The following is a 17,946-nucleotide window of genomic DNA, read 5'->3' as shown; positions in this document are numbered from 1 at the left end:
CGGGGCGCCGGACGTGGCCGCACCGGCTGAGGGCGGGGGCGGAGCGGCGAGTTCGACGGCGCCGGCTGCGGCGCCGCTCGCTGCGGCGGGGGCCCGGGCACCGGCCGGGGCACCGGCCGGGGCGCCGCCTCCCGCACCGTCTGCTGCACCGTCTGCTGCGGCGTCTGCTGCGGCGCGGGGCGGCGCACCGCCTGCGGCGGGCCCGGGCGCTTCGCGGGCCCCGTCATCGGCGCGCCCCCGTCGTGCGCCCGGCCTCCGCCGCCGTGGCCCGCCCCACCGACCGGTCCGCCCGCCGGGCGAGACCGATCACCCCGGCCAGCCGCTCCACGGCCTCCGGCACCTCCCAGTCGTCGCGCCGCAGCGCGGCCAGCGCGGTCGCCGGGGCGACCAGCAGATCCGGCGCGCCGGTCTCCAGCGCGCGCACCAGCACCGCCCAGCCCGCCTCCCACCTGGCACGCTCCGGCCGCGCCCCGACGGCTGCCACCACCGCCTCCAGCGCCGCCTGACGCAGATCACCGCGCTCCGGCAGCTCGGCGCGCGCCGGATCGGCCAGCAGCGTCTCGGGGTCCGGCAGGTCCATCCGGTCCAGATGGGCGAGCAGTTCGAGCCCCGGCCCGTCACCCACCGCGCCCCGCACCAGCAGCGCCAGTACGTCCCGGGAGACGCCGGCCGCCGTGCCGAAGGCCAGCAGCGTCAACGCCGCCTCCCAGCTCCGGGGCGATGGCCAGGCGCCGCCGCGCCGCGTCTCGCTGCTCGGCAGCCGGTGGATCAGCGTCGGCCGTACCTCCAGGAAGCCGCAGACCGCGCGGCGGGCGAAGGCCACCGCCTCCGTCAGCCGCCGCGGCGCGAGCCGGGGCAGCTCCGCCCGGGGCCATACTCCGCCCAGCCCGCGCACCACCACCTCCCGGTCGTGGACCCAGTACAGGTGCACGAACCGGTTGGCCAGCGGCGGGCTCAGTTCCCAGCCGTCCGCCGCCGACGCGCGCGGATTGGCGGCGGCCACGATCCGCACTCCCGGCGGCAGCCGCAGCGCTCCGACCCTCCGCTCCAGTACGACCCGGAGCAGCGCGGCCTGGACGGCGGGGGTGGCGGTGGACAGCTCGTCCAGGAAGAGCAGTCCCCGCCCCGCCCGCACCAGCTCGACGGCCCACTGCGGCGGCGCCATCGGCACACCCTGGACCGCCGGGTCCTCGCCCACGACGGGCAGACCGGAGAAGTCGGACGGTTCGTGGACGCTGGCGATCACGGTCGTCAGCGGCAGGTCCAGCGAGACGGCGAGCTGGGTGAGGGCCGCCGTCTTGCCGATGCCGGGCTCGCCCCAGAGCAGCACCGGCAGGTCGGCGGCGACGGCCAGGGTGAGCGCTTCGAGCTGCTCATCGGGCCGCGGCTCGGTGGTGGTCGTCCGCAGCAGCGACAACAGGTCCTCGGCGACGGCGAGTCGGGCGTCGGTCCCGGACGCGCCGTCAGACACCGCGTCGACGGACGCCGCACCGACGGCCGGAACCGGACCCGGAGCCGCGTCGGCGGTCGTCCTCGGGCCCGGCTCCGGAGCGAGTGCGGACGAGGGCGGGAAGGTACTCGTGGTCATGGGCATCACCTGAGGTGGGAGAAGGGAACGGGACGGCGCGTCCCGGATGACAGGGGGAACGAGGCAGCCGCGCAAGGACGCGCGGTGCCCAACGCACAGTGCGGGTGGAGCTGTCGCCGCTTCTCAGCGGCCGATGCCGGTGCGCGGCCGGGCCAGGCTGCCGCGTTTGCGGTGCAGGTCCGGTGGCGTACGGCGGCCGAGCCGGGGCCGGTGCCCCGAGTCGGCGCGTCCGCCGTCCGAGGCGCTGCCGCTCCCCGCCGGGCCGGCGGCGGGATGCACGGCGACCAGCCCCGCGCGGAAGAGCCCGTGGTCGACTCGGCGGGACGCGGCGGTCTCCAGTTCGGTGCGCAGCGGACCGTCGCGCAGCACCGCGGCGGGCCCGAGCAGCCCCTCGACCACGGCCAGCGCCCCGGCGACGTCTCCGTGGCCGAGCCGCTCCCGCACGGCGGGCAGCGCCTGGGGGCTGCGATGCACCGCGTCGATCGCCCGCAGGCAGGGCAGCGGCGGTCCGCCGAGCGCGATCAGCAGCTCCTCCCGGCGCAGCTGGTCCGGGTCGTGGTCGACGGCCGTCAGCACGCCGTCCCGCAGCGCGATCCGGTGGACCTCGCCCCGGCACTCCACCCGATGCGGATCGCCCGGCTCGGGGACGGACGGCCCGGCCACCGCTTCCCGGCCGTACGCCGCGAGGGCCGGGGCGACCAGCGGGTGCAACCGGCCGGCCGCGACCAGCCCGGCCCGCAGCAGCTCCAGGTCCGGCAGGACGCGGGCCGCGGCCTCCGGCAGTACCGCGAGCGCCGCGACCTCCTGCGGCGGCAGCGGTTCCGGCAGCGGGCGCAAGGTCGGGGCGTGACTGTCGTCGGGCGCGACGAGTTCGAGCACCGCCCGGCTCCGCGCGCCGAGCCGCACGGTGAAGGCGCCGCGCGGACATCCCTCGGTCCGTAGCAGCGACTCCGCCTCGGCGGCCCAGCGTTCCACCGCCCACTCGGCCGCGACCGGCCGGCCGGACTCGTCGGCCACCCCGCGCGGCGGCGCCCCGAAGGAGGCGTCCCCCGCCCCGCACCGCCACGCCAGCTCCCCGCTCCTGGCGGCGTCCCAGAGGTGCCGGTGCAGGTCGAGCCGGAAACGGCGGTCGGGGTGAGGGTGCGGATGAGGGTGGGGGCGCGAGCGCGGCGGTGGAGGCGCGGGGCCCTCGGGGCAGCCGTTCCCCGACCCGTCCCACAGGGCCAGGGACATCCGCTGCCCGGCGTCCGCCCAGGCCGGCGGCGTCCGCACCACCAGCTGCAACGGGGGCGCGCCGGAACGCGGGTAGCGGGCCAGGGCGAGGGTGAGGCCGGGCCGGAGCCGCCCGTCGGGTGCGATCCGGGGCATGTGCCAGCGCAGCAGATCCGGTGCCAGGCGACGCAGATCAGCGCGGAGACGGTGGAGGACATCGGTGCCGTGGCGGTCGCGCACGGCGCGCAGATCGAGATCGACGTCGATCCGGGCGGCGGCACAGGCGCCCGCCCAGTCGCCGACCGCACGCCGTGCGGCCGAGGTCTCGATCATGGACGGTGGCACGGCGTATTCGCGTACGCGCTGCCACATCAACAGGCGGGTCGGAATCGGATTCGCGACGAAATGATGTGCCATCAGCACTCACCTTGCGCGGACGATTCCCCCATTCCGTACGAGGAGGAGTTCTTCATCGCCGTCATCGTAACCACACCGACGACGATCTGTCAGTCCGGTTGATCGCCGGAAGGCCGGCCGGGACACGTGTGCCGGCCGGCCTTCCGAGCGGCAGGGGAACGGAGGACCGTCCACCTCGCCGGCTCAGGAGCAGGAGCGGAGGAAGTCGAGGAGCGCCGCGGTCACTTCGGCCGGACGCTCCTGCTGGGTCCAGTGCCCGCAGCCCGCGAGCGCGACGGGGTCGCGGCGCAGGCCGGGCATCCGGTCGGGCAGGCTCTCGATGAGTTCGGGCGTGCCGGGGAAGAGGGCGACGGGGTCGCGGTCGCCGTAGACGTACAGGGCCGGCGTGGTGACGACGGCGCCGGCCCACGGAGCGGTCAGCTCCCAGTTGCGGTCGAGGTTGCGGTACCAGTTGAGCGCGCCGGTGAACCCCCCGGAGAAACTCTCCGTGAGCGCGTCGAGGTCCTCCTCGGTGAACCACCGCGGCAGGGTCTCGGGATCGGGCATGGCCGCGAGCCAGCCCCGCTCGGGGTCGACCAACGGCTGCTTGACCTCGCCGGGAACGTCTCCGGACGCGGAGTACACGAACTTCCGCAGCGCGGTGCGGGTGTCCCGGGCGAACTCGGCGTCGGCGACACCGGGCCGGTCGAAGTAGTTCCAGTAGAAGCGCCCGCCGAACGCCTTGTCCATGGCGGCCAGCGGAGGCTCCTTCCCCCGGAACGGGGGCGGCACGCTCAGCCCGGCCACCCCGAGGACCAGGTCCGGACGCATCAGCGCGGTGTGCCAGGCGACGGGCGCCCCCCAGTCGTGCCCCACGACGTACGCCCGCTCCTCGCCCAGGGCGCGGATCAGACCGACGACGTCACCGACCAGATGCAGGATGGTGTACGCGTCGACGGCGTCCGGACGGTCGCTGCGCCCGTAACCCCGCTGGTCCGGGGCGACCACCCGGAACCCGGCGTCCGCCAGGGGGCCGAACTGGTGGCGCCAGGAACGCCAGGACTCGGGAAAGCCGTGCAGGAGCACGACCAGGGGGCCTTCGCCCTGTTCGGCGATGTGCAGCCGGACGCCGTTCACGTTGACCATGCGATGCTCGACCATGGACCCGAGCGTACGCGCCGGCGCCCGGCGAGGGCGGTGGCTCGCCCGCGACGGGCACCGGCTTCCCGGGTGCCTTCGCCGGGGCTCCGGGTGTCCGCGCCAGGCCACCCCCGCTCGGGTGCGGCGGCCCGTCGGCGCGACCGGTCCACAAGCGGTCAGGCGCCGGGGCGCCGAGGGCCGGGACCCTCGACGGACCCTCCGTCAGGAGGCCACCGTCGCCCCGGTCCGCCCGGCGAGTTCGCCCACCAGCGCGGCGACTTGTCCCTCCTCGATGAGGAAGCCGTCGTGCCCGTGAGGGGAGTGGATCACCCGGACCTGATCCGCCGTCGGCATGCCCGCCGCCAACTCCGCCTGCTGGTGGGGCGGGTAGAGGCGGTCCGAGTCGACCGCGGCGACGAGAGCGGGGGCCGTCACGCGCGAGAGGGCGGCCCGTACGCCGCCCCGGCCGCGACCGATGTCGTGACTGTTCATGGCCTCCGTCAGCGTGACGTAGCTGCCCGCGTCGAAGCGGCGCACGAGCTTGGCGGCATGGTGGTCGAGATAGGACTCGACCTGGTAGCGGCCGCCGCGCCAGGGATCCTCCGTGCCCTGCGGCGCACGGCCGAAACGGCTCCGCAGCTCCGGTTCGCTGCGATAGGTGACATGGGCGAGGCGGCGGGCCAGGCCCAGTCCCGCGTGCGGGCCCAGGCCGGGGCCCGCGTCGTGGTAGTCGCCGCCGCGCCAGTGCGGGTCGCCGCGCACCGCGTGGAGCTGGATGCTCGCCCAGGCGATCTGTTCCGCGCTCGCCGCGGCCGCCGTGGCGAGCAGCAGCAGTGCCCCGGTCCGCCCGGGGTGCGTCACGGCCCACTCCAGCGCCCGCATCCCGCCCATCGACCCGCCCACCACCAACGCCCATCGGTCGATGCCGAGCGCGTCCGCCAGGTCCGCCTCGGCGGCCACCTGATCACGCTGTGTCAGGAACGGGAAGCGCCCGCCCCAGCGGTGTCCGTCCGGCGCGAGCGACGACGGCCCGGTGCTGCCCTGGCAGCCGCCGAGCACGTTCGGGGCCACGACGAACCAGCGGTCCGTGTCGAGGGCGCGCCCCGCGCCGACGAGCCCGTCCCACCAGCCGGGGGAGGGGTGGCCGGGACCGGCGGGACCGGCGACGTGGCTGTCGCCGGTCAGCGCGTGCAGCACGAGCACCGCGTTGGAACGGTCGGGCGCGAGCCGCCCCCACGTCTCGTACGCGAGCCGCACGCCCGGGAGTTCACCGCCGGCCTCCAGGGGCAGCGGCTCGTCCCGCGCGTGCCACCGGCGACGCCCGGGCGGGTCCCCCTCCCGCCAGGCCCCGGAGGCCGGCGGGAGGGGGACCCCGAAGGGCGTCGGCACGGTGCTCAGGACGCGCCCTTCGCCGCGCGGAACCCCGCCTCCAGGTCGGCCTTGAGGTCGGCGAGGTTCTCGATCCCGACCGACAGGCGCACCAGTCCCGGGGAGGCGCCGGTGGCCGCCAACTGGGCCTCGTCGAGCTGGCTGTGCGTCGTGGACGCCGGGTGGATGATCAGGCTGCGCACGTCGCCGATGTTGGCGAGGTGGCTGAACAGCTCGACCACGTCCACGAACCGCTTGCCGGCCTCGACGCCGTCGCGCAGCTCGAAGGAGACCAGCGCGCCCGCGCCCCGGGGCAGGTACTTCCGTCCCGCCTCGTACCACTTGCTGGACTTCAGCCCCGGATAGTGCACGGCGGCGACCTCGTCGCGCCGCTCCAGCCACTCGGCCAGGGCCAGGGCGTTGGCCGAGTGGCGTTCCAGGCGCAGGCTCAGCGTCTCCACGCCCTGCAGGAGCAGGAAGGCGGAGTGCGGGGAGAGGGCCGGACCGAGGTCGCGCAGCAACTGCACCCGCAGCTTGACGGCGTAGGCGCCCGGGCCGAGCGCGGGCCAGTAGCGCAGCCCGTGGTAGCTGGGGTCGGGCTCGGTGAAGTCCGGGAACCGGTCGGCGTGCGCCCCGAAGTCGAAGCTCCCGCCGTCGACGACCACGCCCGCGATCGCCGTGCCGTGCCCGCCGAGGAACTTGGTCGCCGAGTGGACGACGATGTCCGCCCCGTGCTCCAGGGGACGCAGCAGATAGGGGGTCGGGAGGGTGTTGTCCACGATCAGCGGCAGCCCGGCCGCGTGCGCGACGTCCGCGACCGCCCGCACGTCGAGCACGTCGCCGCGCGGATTGCCCAGGGTCTCGGCGAACAGCGCCTTGGTGTTCGGCCGGACCGCCGCCCGCCAGGCCTCGACGTCGTCCGCGTCGTCCACGAACGACACCTCGACGCCCAGCTTCGGCAGCGTGTGCCGGAACAGGTTGTAGGTGCCGCCGTACAGCGACGAACTGGAGACGATGTGGTCACCGGCGCTCGCGAGCGTCAGGATCGCCAGGGTCTCCGCGGCCTGCCCGGAGGCGAGCGCCACGGCCGCGACGCCGCCCTCCAGGGCGGCGACGCGCTGCTCGAAGACGTCCTGGGTGGGATTGTGGATGCGGGTGTAGATGTTGCCGGGCTCCGCCAGCGAGAACAGGTCGGCGGCGTGCCGGGTGTCGCGGAAGACGAACGACGTCGTCTGGTAGATGGGCGTCGCCCGGGCGCCGGTCGCCGGGTCGGGTGCGGCGCCCGCGTGGATCTGCCTGGTCTCGAAGGACCACGCGGAGGTGTCGGGGCCGGGAGGCACTTCCTCGGGGGTGTGGCCGGCGGTGACGGAGTCGACGGGCTGGCTCATGGTGGCTGCTCCCTGGTGCGGAGGGCGGAGGACAGGACTGCTCGCGGCGGGCGAGGGCGCCCGCGGCGCGGGGACGGGAAACACGGAGACACCGCGCGGGGCCGCGAACGACGCCCGGATCGGGGTGCGTTCGACGTGCCGCGGTGAGCGGTGCGCGGTGGGAGAAGACAGGCCGGAGGGGCCGGAGGAACGGGACGGGCTCAGCTCACGGCGCGACAACCCGTGGTGGTGACACGCACGTAGTCGACGTGGCGGCGGGTCACGAGCACGGTCATGGCCCCAGACAACCACAGCGGACCGCCGCCACACCAGGGAACGGTGGTCGTTTCGCCGCAACGGGGTGGGGCGCACAGAGGCAGCGACCCGGCGCGCGAAACGGCTCGAACCACCGGACGTCCCACTGCGCGGTCCGTTGCCCGGTCATCGCCCGGTCATTGCCCGGTCCGTCCACTGTGCGGTGGGATCTTCCCAGGTGGACGCGGTCTTGGCCGTGTCCGCTGCGCGCGGTAAGGTCGGTCCGATATCGACGACGGCGAGACGGAAGCCGGTGGGAATCCGGCACGGTCGCGCCACTGTATGCGTGACGCCCCGACAGGGTGTCACGCGAGTCAGACCCGTGGCCGTCGTCCAGTGCACCACCGACATGGGACGCGAATTCCCGGAGGAGGTTCTGCCATGGCGCAGACCGTCGCCCAGCCGACAGCCACCACTCCCGCCATCCCCGCGAAGCTGCCGCTGAAGGCGATAGCTCCCTGGGCGGTCTTCTTCGGCATCCTGATGCTGGTCCTGCTGTACTTCGTCGGCGCCGAGCAGGGCGCCACCTCCGTGTTCAGCGGCACGGACGTCCACGAGTGGGTCCACGACGCCCGCCACCTGCTCGGCTTCCCCTGCCACTGACGCGAGGGACGCCGCGCATCCATGAACTCCGCAACGGTAAGGAATCTCCTCGTGCGGGGCATGCTCGCCGGCCTGGCCGCCGGCGTGCTCGCCCTCGTCGTCGCCTACCTCCTCGGTGAACCGAGCGTCGACAAGGCGATCGGCTTCGAGGACGCGCACTCCCACGAGCACGAGATGGAGGTCGTCTCCCGCTCCCTGCAGTCCACCGCCGGCCTCGCCACCGGCGTCCTGGTCTACGGGGTCGCCTTCGGCGGCATCGCCGCGCTCGCCTACTGCTTCGCCATGGGCCGAGTCGGCCGCTTCGGCCCGCGGGCGACCGCGCTGCTGCTGTCCGGCTGCGCGCTGCTCGCCGTGTACGTCGTGCCGTTCCTCAAGTACCCGGCCAACCCGCCGTCGGTCGGCGAACCCGACACCATCGGCAAGCGGACCACGCTGTACTTCCTGATGATGGTGCTCAGTGTGCTGCTCGCCGTCGCCGCCGTCATCCTGGGCAAGCGCCTGGCGCCGGTCCTGGGCAACTGGTGGGCGACGGTCGTCGCGGTGGCCGCGTTCGCCGTCGTGATCGGGTCGGCGTACGAGTTCCTGCCGGTCATCAACGAGGTGCCGCAGGACTTCCCCGCCGCGCTGCTGTGGCGGTTCCGCCTGTCCGCACTGGCCGTCCAGACCGTGCTGTGGGGCGGATTCGGCCTGCTCTTCGGCGAGTTGGCCGAACGGCAGCTCGATCCCAAGCCCGCGACGGCCGCGTCCGGGCGTACGGTTTCCGCCCCGAACTGACGATATCGGGACACGCGACGGCCCTTCGGAACCATCCGGGGGCTGTCGCGGGCTTTCCCGTCGAGACCGGACACCGTCCCCGCTGCTCCGTCACCGGTCGTGACATCCTGAACTGTGTCGCCCTCAACGGCTGTTGGTGGCCGATGACCCCGGTCCGTCCAGCGGCCGCCCGAGGCGCAGGTTCCACCGCCCGGCCCGTCCGCTGAGTTCCGTGGCCGTCAGCGGCACCACGTCCAGCCGCCAGAAGACGGCGGCGGGCAGGCCCAGGGCGTGGACGACGGCGGCCCGTACGAGGTCGGGCTCGACCACGGCCAGGATCCTGCCGTCCGCCTCCCGCGTGGCGTCCAGCCAGCTTCCGGCCCGCTCGCACACCTCCTGGACCGACTCACCGCCATGGCCCGCCCAGCCAGGGTCGGCGAGCCAGCGGGCCACCGACTCCGGCTCGGCGGCCATCACCTCGTCCAGGGTGCGGCCACGCCAGCGGCCCATGTCGGAGCCCGCCAGTTCGGGCGACGCCACGGCGTCCAGGCCGAGCGCCGCCGCCGTCTGCTCGCAGCGCACGCTCGGGGACGTGACCGTACGGGCCGGCGAGGGCAGCACCGGCGCCGCCGAACGGGCGCGGGCCGCGCCTAAGTCGTCGATCGGCTCGCCGGCGTAGAAACGGGTCTGCCGCAGCGACGGGCTCATGGCGGGTGAGACGAGGGTGACACGGCTGGCCACGTGACTCCTCCTGGTGTGACGGTCGTCGGCGGATGCGGGCCCAGGTTTTCACGGGAACACGGCACGCGCGCACGGCACACACCGCCGCACGGCAAGCACCGCACGTGTGGTGCGCGCCGCAGGCGCCGCAGGGACCGCAGGGACCGCAGGGACCAACACCCGGCCGAGGCCCGGACACGTACGTCCCGGCCTCGGCCGCGCTCCGGTGGGATCAGGAAGGAGGGGCTGGTTGGGCAAGCGTGCGGAGGCCGTCCGGCCTCCTCCGCCACCCTCGCACCCACGGCGCTCGCCCCCGCGCAGGCCGCTTACCCCCGCGCAGGCCGCTCACCCTCGCGCAGGCCGCGCATCCCCGCGCACGCCGCGCATCCCCGCGCACGCCGCTCAGCCCCGCACCCGGACGACGGGCCGGTGCGGGGCTCATGCGGGATGGTGGGTGCGGGGTCGGTGGGGGTGTCCGGTCAGTGGGCCGTCCAGCCGCCGTCCAGGGGGAGGGAGGCACCGGTGACGTAGCCGGTGTGCTCGGTGCACAGCCACAGGGCCGCCGAGGCGACCTCGGCCGGCTCGATGAGGCGTTTGATCGCGGTGTGCTCCAGGAACACCTGGTCCACCACGTCCGCCGTCGGTATGCCGTGGGCGCGCGCCTGTCCGGCGATCTGGTCCTCGACGAGCGGGGTGCGGACGTAGCCGGGGTTGATGCAGTTGCTGGTCACGCCGTGCGCGGCGCCCTCCAGTGCGACCACCTTGCTCAAACCCTCCAGGGCGTGCTTCGCGGCGACGTACGCCGACTTGTAGGCGCTGGCCCGCAGGCCGTGCACCGAGGAGATGTTGACCACCCGGCCCCAGCCCCGCGCGTACATGTGCGGCAGGGTGCGGCGCAGGATCCGGAACGGCGCCTCCACCATCACCCGCTGGATCAGCGCGAAGCGCTCCGGCGGGAAGTCGTGCACGGGGGCCACGTGCTGCAGGCCGGCGTTGTTGACCACGATGTCGGCGTCGTCGGGCAGCGTGTCCACGGCCTCGGGGTCGGAGAGGTCGACCACGACGGCCGTGCCGCCGATCGCCGCCGCGACCTCCTTGGCGGCCCGCTCGGCCCGGTCCACCACGTAGACGTCGGCGCCGGCGGCGGCGAAGGCCTCGGCGCAGGCCCGGCCGATCCCGCTGGCCGCCCCGGTGACCAGGGCCTTTCGCCCGGTCGCGAACCGGGAGGCGGCCAGGGCGGACACAGTGCTGTGGCTCGGCCCGGCGTGCGGGGCGGTGCCCCCGGCAGGGTTCTCGGTGCTCTCCATGGCGGAACACGGTAGGAACGGAGTCCCGCCCGAGACACGTGGGCCGGTGACACACTTTCCGGCCCCGGGGTGGTCGTGGCCACCATGTGGCGCCGGCCCATCCCACAGCCGCACCGGCCGCACCATGGGTGTGCCACCCATGCCTCCCGCCGCCGTCCTGGCTGCCCCTCACCTGTCCCGGGCCCTCCGGCCGCCCGTACGGTCCGCTCCCAGCGAGCCGGAACGTGTCAGCCGGCCGGCGCACCAGCGCGACGCACCGGCCGAACGGGACGGCCGGCCCGCAGGGTGTGCGCCGTGGGCCCCACGCCCCGGACAACTCCCCAGCACCCCCTCGCACTTCCTCCCCCTCCCCTCCCTCTCCACGACCCCACGGAGTCCTTCCATGCGATTGCCCACACTGCGCGGGTTCGGCAGGCGCGCCGCCTGGGCCGCGGCGCTCGGCGCCCTGGCCGCGGGCCTGGTCACGCTCACCCCGCTGGCCCCCGCCGCCGAGGCCGCCGGCACCCTCCAGCAGGTCACGAACTTCGGCTCCAACCCCGGCAACCTGACGATGTACGAGTACGCGCCGGCCGGTCTCCCCGCGAACGCGCCGCTGGTCGTCGCCCTGCACGGCTGCACCCAGTCGGCGAGTGACTACCACACCCACTCCGGCTGGCAGAAGTTCGCCGACCAGTGGGGGTTCGCCGTGGTCTATCCGCAGACCGGCACGGCCAACAACAGCCTGTCCTGCTTCAGTTGGTTCGACTCCGCCAAGGACGCCCGGGGCAAGGGCGAGGCGGCCTCCGTCGCGCAGATGGTCGACCACGCCGCGGCGCAGTACGGCTCCGACCGCGCTCGGATCTTCGTCACCGGGCTGTCCGCGGGCGGCGGCATGACGGCCGACCTGCTCGCGGACTATCCGGACGTGTTCGCCGGCGGGGCCGTCGACTCCGGGCTGCCCGCGCAGTGCGCCACCACCCAGGCCGCCGCCTCCGGCTGCCAGTACAGCGGCCAGAACCTCACCCCGAAGCAGTGGGGCGACAAGGTGCGCGGCTCCTACCCCGGCTACAGCGGCCCGTGGCCGCGCGTCGCGATCTGGCAGGGCACCTCCGACACCACCGTCGCCCCCGTCAACGGCACCGAACTGCGCGACCAGTGGACCGATGTGTGGGGCGTCGGCCAGACGGCGACCGCCACCCAGAACCTGACCGGCAACACCACCGAGAGCATCTACGCCGACGCCGCCGGCAAGCCCGCCGTCGCCCTCTTCTCGGTCTCCGGCATGGCCCACGGACTCGCCGTCGACCCGGGCTCCGGCGCCGACCAGTGCGGCAGCACCGGGGCGTACTACCTCGACACCATCTGTTCCAGCTACCACACCGCGAAGTTCTGGGGCCTCGACCGGTCCGGCGGTGACAGCGGCGGGGGCGGCGCCCTGCCCGCGCCGTCGTCGGTGACCGTCGCCGCCACCACGGACACCGGTGTGACGCTGTCCTGGAACGCGGTCGGCGGCGCCGCGTCGTACAAGGTGTACCGCGACGGAGCCGCGGTGGGTTCCCCGACCGGGACCACGTACACCGACACCGGCCTGTCGGCGGGCACCTCCTACCGCTACACCGTCGCCGCCGTGGACGCCGCCGGCGCCGTCGGCGCCGCCTCCGCACCGGTCACCGCGACGACCACCGGGGCCGTCCCCGCGCCCAAGTGCTACACCGACAACAACTACAACCAGGTCCGGGCCGGACGCGCCCACCAGAGCGGCGGCTACACCTACGCCAACGGCTCCAACCAGAACATGGGCCTGTACAACGTGGCCATCACCCACACCCTGAAGGAGACCTCCCCGGCCTACTTCGTCCTCGCCGACTCCGGCTGCTGACGCCCGCCCCCGCCACCGCCGCGCCCGCCCTCATGGACCGGGTGCGGCGGTCCGCGTCTCGGCCGTGCGGGCGCCGCGCACGAGCGGGTCCTACGAGGAAGCCGTGCGCGCGGCGATCGACCTGGGCGGCGACACGGACACCGTGGCCGCGGCGACCGGGGCAGGACTGTGCCACAGGGCCGTGTGAGCGAGGCCGCCGGGCGGACGGAGCGGATCAGCCGTTCGGGGTACCCGCTCGTCCCCCGGACACGGTGCCGGTGCGGGCCCCGGGGGTGGCCGGTGGCGCTGATGGAGCAAGGTGAGTCGCGCGGGGGGGTGGGGTTCGCGGACGATGGGCGTGATCGCTTCCGTGCGCTGCGAAGGACGACAGGATGCCCCGACCCCACCGCGGTCCCGTGACGCTCCGTTCCCGTGCCGTGCTGGCCACCGCACTCGGCTGCCTGGCCGGCGCCGGGGCCCTCACCGGATGCGGCTCCGGCGGCAACGAGGGCGGCGGCACCTCCACCCCGGCGACCCCCCAGACCCCGGCCACGGCCTCCTTCTCGGGGATGCCGCCGTCCGCGCTGGCCTCCGCGGCCGCCTCGGCGATCGAGTCCGCACGGGCCTCGGCCTCGGCCGCCGCCTCCTCCGCGTCCGCGCGCGCCTCGCAGTTCGAGGCCTCCGTGGAGGCCCAGGCCGCCCAGGCGGGGGCCGCCGCCGAGAAGGAGCTGAAGAACGTGCCGGGGCGCGGGAACGCGCTGAACGAAGTGGCCATGACCGGCCTGCCCCGGGCGCAGACCGGCGGTCTGCTCGCCGCGCTGGTCACCATCACCAACAAGTCCGGCCACAAGGCCTCGTACGCCGTGCGGGTCGACTTCCTGGACGCCTCCGGAAAGGTCGTCGAGACCAGGTTCGTCGGCGCGGAGAACCTCGCCCCGGGCAAGCAGGCGCAGCCCATCGCGTTCAGCCGGCAGTCCCCGGAGGCCGAACTGACGCCTCGTCTCACGAAGGCCCAGCGCTACTGACGCCCCGCCCCGCCCGGACCCGGCGCCACCGACGGCCCCGTCGGCGCGGTCACGCGGCGGGCGGGCGCCGGGCCGCCGGAGGGACGGGCCGCGGCCGGTCTACGATGCGGCGGTGATACATGGCATATCGACAAGGTTGCGTCCGCTGCGTCCCGAGGACGCCGAGCATCATCTGAGGTGGCGCAACGATCCGCAGGTCATCCGCTGGGCCGCCGCCGGCGACCCGGCCTTCGGCCCGGTCACGGCGGAGGCGGTCGGACTCGGCTTCGACACCATGCTGCGCCTGAGCCCCAGGGAGTCGGCCGTCTTCACGGTCGAGGAGGCGGCCGGCGGCAAGGTCATCGGCATGGCCGACTACCGGGACCTGGACCCGTACGGCCAGGTGGCCACGCTCGGAGTCACCATCGGCGAGCCGGAGTTCTGGGGGCGCGGCCACGGTTCCGAGGCGCTGCGGCTGCTCGTCGACCACCTGTTCGGCGCGTACGCCCTGCACCGGCTGGAGCTGGACACCTGGAGCGGCAACGAACGCGCGGTGCGCGCCTTCACCCGGCTGGGCTTTCGCGAGGAGGGCCGGCGGCGGGCCGCGGTGCTGGTGGAGGGCGAGCGCTACGACCGGGTGCTCTTCGGGATGCTGCGCGAGGAGTGGGCGAACCGCGGCCACGTGAAGGGGGCTTCGGCCGGCGCTTCGGCCGGCTGATCCGCCGGCCCGGTGATCCGCCGGCCCGCTGACCAGGTGAGCCGACGGGAGCCCGGCCCCCCACCTGTCGTGGTGGAGGGGCCGGGCCCCGCTGGGTGGGGCCGCGAGACCGGCCCCCGTGCGTCAGAAGACGCGGACGTGGGACGCGGTGTCCCAGAGCATGTCCGCGTTCGGGCCGCCGACGGAGCCCTTGCCGTTGCCGTGGTACACGAACAGCTGGCTGTCGATGGGCCGCATGAGGTCGGACAGGCCGTCGCCGTTCACGTCGCCGGTCGAGATCACCGGTTCGTCGGTGGGCCAGGCGTACGGCAGTTTCTTGCGCGCGCCGAACGCGCCCTTGCCGTTGCCCGGGTACAGCCACAGCGCGCGCGATCCGTCGCGGGCCAGCAGGTCGCTCCTGCCGTCGCCGTTCATGTCGCCGGGCGAGGCCAACTGCGTCATGGCGTTCCAGCCGCCGCCGCCGCTGAGCTTGCGGGCGCTGAGGAGGCCCTTGCCGTTGCCCGGGTACAGCCACAGCTTCCCGGCGGTGTCGCGGGCCAGCAGGTCCCTGCGGCCGTCGCCGGTCAGGTCGCCGGCCGCGCTGATCTCACGCATGGTGTTCCAGCCGCCGCCGACCCGTGTCCGGGCGCCGAAGGTGCCGTCGCCGCGGCCCGGGTAGAACCACAGCACGCCGGACTTGTCGCGGGCGTACAGGTCCTCCTTGGCGTCCCCGTTGTAGTCGCCGTGCCGCGTCAGCTGGGTCATGGCGTTCCAGCCGCCGCCGACGAGCCTGCCCTTGGTCTCCCACTCGGCGTCGCCGATGCCCGAGAGGAACCACAGCCGGCCGTCGTCCGCGCGCTCCAGGAGGTCGGGGCGGGCGTCGTTGTCCAGGTCGCCGAACTTGCCGGCCTGGGCCAGCCCGGCCGGCCGTTTGTCCTCGGTCTGGCGCAGCCAGTCCATCCAGGGGACGCCCTGAACGGCCTCGTACTCGGTGGTGGCCACCCGGATGGAGCTGATCTTGTTGTCGAACGCGCCGTCGAACGCGCCGCCGCTGAGGTCGATGGCTCCGTTGTGCGGGCTGATGAGGAGCGTGTCGTCGCCGGCGTAGCCGGTGTAGTCGGCTCCGGTGTACGCGACGGCCCACAGGGAGCTGTTGTTGACCAGCGACGAGGTCTTGTCGTTGAACGCGCCCATGGTGGCCAGGCTCGACGAGACGGTCTTCATCTCGCCCTTGTAGTCGCCGTACTGGAAGAGGCACAGCTTTCCCGAAGGGCAGCGGGCCGAGTTGTCGGCCGCGGCCGCCTGCGGCGCCGTGGCCACGAAGGCGGCCATGGAGGCGGCGAGGGCGGCCGCGATGCCCAGGGTGCGCCGGGCGGTACGTCCGCGCGGCGAGGGTGCGCCCGGGGCTCGTCGGCCCAGGGGAGTGAGAGGCATGGATCGGTCTCCGTTCGGTCCGAGAGATCCGGCCCGGTGATCGGGCCGGATCTCGGTCGGGAAGGCTGAGTGGGGGAGTCGGCGGGCCGCGGTACGCGCCACCGCTCAGAAGACGCGGACGTTCGACTCGAGGCCGGCGAAGGTCTTGGGGGCCCTGAGACCGCCGCTCGCCGCGCCGGTGCCGGGGTAGAGGCGCAGCGCCGCCTGGCCCGGAGCGTGGGCGACCAGGTCCGGCCGCCCGTCGCCGGTGACGTCGCCGAGGCCGGCGAGCTCGGTGAAGGCGTTCCAGCCTCCGGTGCCGATGAGCCCCCGGGCGGCGAACGCGCCCTTGCCGTCGCCCGGGTACAGCCACAGCTTGCCGGCGGTGTCCCGGGCGACGAGGTCGGCCCGCTTGTCGGAGTTCATGTCGCCCGCGCCGACCAGCTCGTTCATGGTCTTCCAGCCACCGCCGACCTTTTCGCGCGCCTTGAAGGCGCCCTTGCCGTCGCCGGGGTACGTCCACAGCGTGCCCGCGGTGTCGGCGGCGAGCAGGTCGGCCCGGCCGTCACCGGTGAGGTCGCCCGCGGCGGCGAGGTCGCGCATGGTGTTCCAGCCGCCGCCGACCCGTGTCCGGGCGCCGAAGGTGCCGTCGCCGCGGCCCGGGTAGAACCACAGCACGCCGGACTTGTCGCGGGCGTACAGGTCCTCCTTGGCGTCCCCGTCGTAGTCCCCGTGCCGCGTCAGCTGGGTCATGGCGTTCCAGCCGGCGCCGACGAGCCGGTCCTTGCCACGGCTGTCGTAGGCGTGGGACGTCCACAACTGCCCGAACTTGTTGCGGGAGAAGAGGTCGGCGTACCCGTCGGCGTTCGCGTCGCCGAAGGCCCCCTGGGCGGGGAGCGAGGCGGGCCGGGCCTTGGGTGCGGCGTCCCACTGGAAGACCGCGTACCGGCTCTCGCTGCCGCAGAAGTCGTCCGCTTCGGGGCCCAGGTCGAGGGAGCTGACGGCGTTGTCGTACTCCGGTTCGGGGCTCTCGTCGAAAGAACCGTGCCCCGTGTAGAAGTGGGTGGCGCCCTGCCGCGGGTCGAGCCCGGCGGCGAGGGAGAAGCACACCGGCCAGTCCGTGTAGTCGGCGTAGGAGCTGATGCGGTTGTCCCACGAGCCGAGGTTCAGCATGCCGCCCTTGACGACCAGCATCTGACCCTTGCCCAGCGGATCGCTGAAGACGCACAGGCTGCCCCAGGGGCAGCGGTCGTACCCGTCGGCGGCCTGGGCGGGCACGGCGGTGGCGGTCGCGACGAGACCGGCCGCGAGGGCGGCCATGAGCGCGCCGCGAAGGACGCGCGAAGAGGTGAGAGGCACGCGGGTTCCCCAAGTCGTGCACGGCGTCCGGGTGTTCACACCCCGAACACGTGAATGTTGTGTGCATGATAGGCGCACACTGTGACCTGGGAGACGCCCGGGGGCGGTATCGGTCCCCGGGGCCCTGTCGAAGGCCAACGGCCGGTCCCGCGGGCGCACTTCGGCACCCGGAACGCGCCGGGAGGCGGGGGCGAGGAGAGCGGGGCCCGGGGCGCGGGGTTCCCGGGTGTGGCGGTGCCAGGCGTGGCGCGCCGGTGCGCGCGGGGCGGCCACCGGGCGCCGGTCGCTCCGGCCCCTCAGTGGACGGGGGCGCCGCCCGTCAGGTCGGCGCGGTCGAGGGTGGCGGTGAGGCGGTCCAGCCGGGCGCGCAAATCCCTGATCTCGTCCAGGTCGAGGCCGGTCGCGGCCGCGATGCGCCGGGGGACCTCCAGGGCGCCCTCGCGCAGAGCGGCGCCCGCGTCGGTGAGGTGCACGGTCACGGACCGCTCGTCGTCGGCGGAGCGCTCGCGCGCCACCAGGCCGCTCGCCTCCAGGCGCTTGAGCAGGGGGGAGAGGGTGCCGGAGTCCAGGCGCAGGTACTCGCCGATCCGCTTCACCGGCAGAGCGCCGTGCTCCCACAGCACCAGCATGACCGTGTACTGCGGATAGGTGAGGCCCAGGTCCTTGAGCAGGACCCGGTACACGCTTCCGAACGCCCGTGAGGCGGCGCCCAGGGCGAAGCAGATCTGGTGGTCGAGCCGGAGGGACTCCTCGACGGGGCCAGGTGAGACGGCGGTCATACCGGCAGGGTACTCCGAGGCAATTAGATTGTGCCCAATTTAATTGTGTGCTTCACTGTGGGTCGTTCCGGGATCCGATGTGAAACAG

15 protein-coding genes, 1 pseudogene and 1 riboswitch are annotated in these 17,946 nt (G+C 74.3%); of the genes and pseudogenes, 6 read left to right on the top strand and 10 right to left on the bottom strand.

Annotated elements, in window-relative coordinates; all coding sequences use genetic code 11:
* Nucleotides 1-223: 223 nt before the first annotated feature.
* The 5 genes from ACH5A8_RS29695 to ACH5A8_RS29675 form a co-directional block, all read right to left on the bottom strand.
* On the bottom strand, nt 224-1,588 hold the full coding sequence (locus tag ACH5A8_RS29695) for an AAA family ATPase (protein WP_399007054.1): 1,365 nt from the start codon (nt 1,586-1,588) through the stop codon (nt 224-226).
* A 123-nt stretch (nt 1,589-1,711) separates the two neighbouring features.
* Nucleotides 1,712-3,217: a hypothetical protein gene (locus ACH5A8_RS29690; protein WP_399007053.1), complete on the bottom strand. Its 1,506-nt coding sequence runs from the start codon at nt 3,215-3,217 to the stop codon at nt 1,712-1,714.
* Nucleotides 3,218-3,400: 183 nt separating this feature from the next.
* The gene (locus ACH5A8_RS29685; RefSeq protein WP_399007228.1) at nt 3,401-4,342 is read right to left on the bottom strand and encodes an alpha/beta fold hydrolase; all 942 of its coding nucleotides are present in this window, start codon (nt 4,340-4,342) and stop codon (nt 3,401-3,403) included.
* Nucleotides 4,343-4,558: 216 nt separating this feature from the next.
* Entirely contained in the window at nt 4,559-5,725 is a 1,167-nt protein-coding gene (locus ACH5A8_RS29680; protein ID WP_399007052.1) for a homoserine O-acetyltransferase, read from the bottom strand.
* Nucleotides 5,726-5,730: 5 nt separating this feature from the next.
* Nucleotides 5,731-7,092, bottom strand: coding sequence for a bifunctional o-acetylhomoserine/o-acetylserine sulfhydrylase (locus ACH5A8_RS29675; protein ID WP_399007051.1), 1,362 nt, complete (start codon nt 7,090-7,092; stop codon nt 5,731-5,733).
* A 496-nt stretch (nt 7,093-7,588) separates the two neighbouring features.
* Nucleotides 7,589-7,732, top strand: a riboswitch (cobalamin riboswitch).
* Between the two features lie 35 nt (nt 7,733-7,767).
* Here ACH5A8_RS29675 and ACH5A8_RS29670 point away from each other — a divergent pair.
* A complete protein-coding gene (locus tag ACH5A8_RS29670) occupies nt 7,768-7,989 on the top strand; it encodes a CbtB-domain containing protein (protein WP_399007050.1) in 222 nt (73 codons plus the stop codon).
* A 21-nt stretch (nt 7,990-8,010) separates the two neighbouring features.
* Nucleotides 8,011-8,763 carry a CbtA family protein gene (locus ACH5A8_RS29665; protein WP_399007049.1) on the top strand — a complete coding sequence of 251 codons (753 nt, stop codon included), beginning with the start codon at nt 8,011-8,013 and terminating at the stop codon, nt 8,761-8,763.
* A 123-nt stretch (nt 8,764-8,886) separates the two neighbouring features.
* On the opposite strand, the gene ACH5A8_RS29660 is transcribed toward ACH5A8_RS29665, so the two are convergent.
* Nucleotides 8,887-9,483 carry a histidine phosphatase family protein gene (locus ACH5A8_RS29660; protein ID WP_399007048.1) on the bottom strand — a complete coding sequence of 199 codons (597 nt, stop codon included), beginning with the start codon at nt 9,481-9,483 and terminating at the stop codon, nt 8,887-8,889.
* A 458-nt stretch (nt 9,484-9,941) separates the two neighbouring features.
* Entirely contained in the window at nt 9,942-10,769 is an 828-nt protein-coding gene (locus tag ACH5A8_RS29655) for a 3-hydroxybutyrate dehydrogenase (protein ID WP_399007047.1), read from the bottom strand.
* A gap of 382 nt (nt 10,770-11,151) precedes the next feature.
* On the opposite strand from ACH5A8_RS29655, the gene ACH5A8_RS29650 reads away from it, so the two are divergent.
* The 4 genes and pseudogenes from ACH5A8_RS29650 (at nt 11,152) to ACH5A8_RS29635 (ending at nt 14,328) form a co-directional block, all read left to right on the top strand.
* A complete protein-coding gene (locus tag ACH5A8_RS29650; protein ID WP_399007046.1) occupies nt 11,152-12,627 on the top strand; it encodes a PHB depolymerase family esterase in 1,476 nt (491 codons plus the stop codon).
* A gap of 58 nt (nt 12,628-12,685) precedes the next feature.
* A pseudogene (locus tag ACH5A8_RS29645) lies at nt 12,686-12,790 on the top strand (ADP-ribosylglycohydrolase family protein); the annotation flags it as partial.
* A 208-nt stretch (nt 12,791-12,998) separates the two neighbouring features.
* Nucleotides 12,999-13,631, top strand: coding sequence for a hypothetical protein (locus ACH5A8_RS29640; RefSeq protein WP_399007045.1), 633 nt, complete (start codon nt 12,999-13,001; stop codon nt 13,629-13,631).
* Between the two features lie 112 nt (nt 13,632-13,743).
* Nucleotides 13,744-14,328: a GNAT family N-acetyltransferase gene (locus tag ACH5A8_RS29635; protein WP_399007044.1), complete on the top strand. Its 585-nt coding sequence runs from the start codon at nt 13,744-13,746 to the stop codon at nt 14,326-14,328.
* A gap of 123 nt (nt 14,329-14,451) precedes the next feature.
* On the opposite strand, the gene ACH5A8_RS29630 is transcribed toward ACH5A8_RS29635, so the two are convergent.
* The 3 genes from ACH5A8_RS29630 to ACH5A8_RS29620 form a co-directional block, all read right to left on the bottom strand.
* Nucleotides 14,452-15,741, bottom strand: coding sequence for an FG-GAP-like repeat-containing protein (locus ACH5A8_RS29630; RefSeq protein ID WP_399007043.1), 1,290 nt, complete (start codon nt 15,739-15,741; stop codon nt 14,452-14,454).
* A 105-nt stretch (nt 15,742-15,846) separates the two neighbouring features.
* Nucleotides 15,847-17,079, bottom strand: a complete 1,233-nt coding sequence (locus tag ACH5A8_RS29625) for an FG-GAP-like repeat-containing protein (protein WP_399007042.1) — start codon at nt 17,077-17,079, stop codon at nt 15,847-15,849.
* A gap of 296 nt (nt 17,080-17,375) precedes the next feature.
* Nucleotides 17,376-17,858, bottom strand: a complete 483-nt coding sequence (locus tag ACH5A8_RS29620; RefSeq protein WP_399007041.1) for a MarR family winged helix-turn-helix transcriptional regulator — start codon at nt 17,856-17,858, stop codon at nt 17,376-17,378.
* Between the last annotated feature and the right edge of the window lie 88 nt (nt 17,859-17,946).

Origin of the sequence: Streptomyces sp. NPDC018610 (assembly GCF_044391765.1) — a bacterium.
Classification (GTDB): Bacteria; Actinomycetota; Actinomycetes; order Streptomycetales; family Streptomycetaceae; genus Streptomyces.
This window is presented reverse-complemented; position numbering and strand designations above follow the sequence as displayed.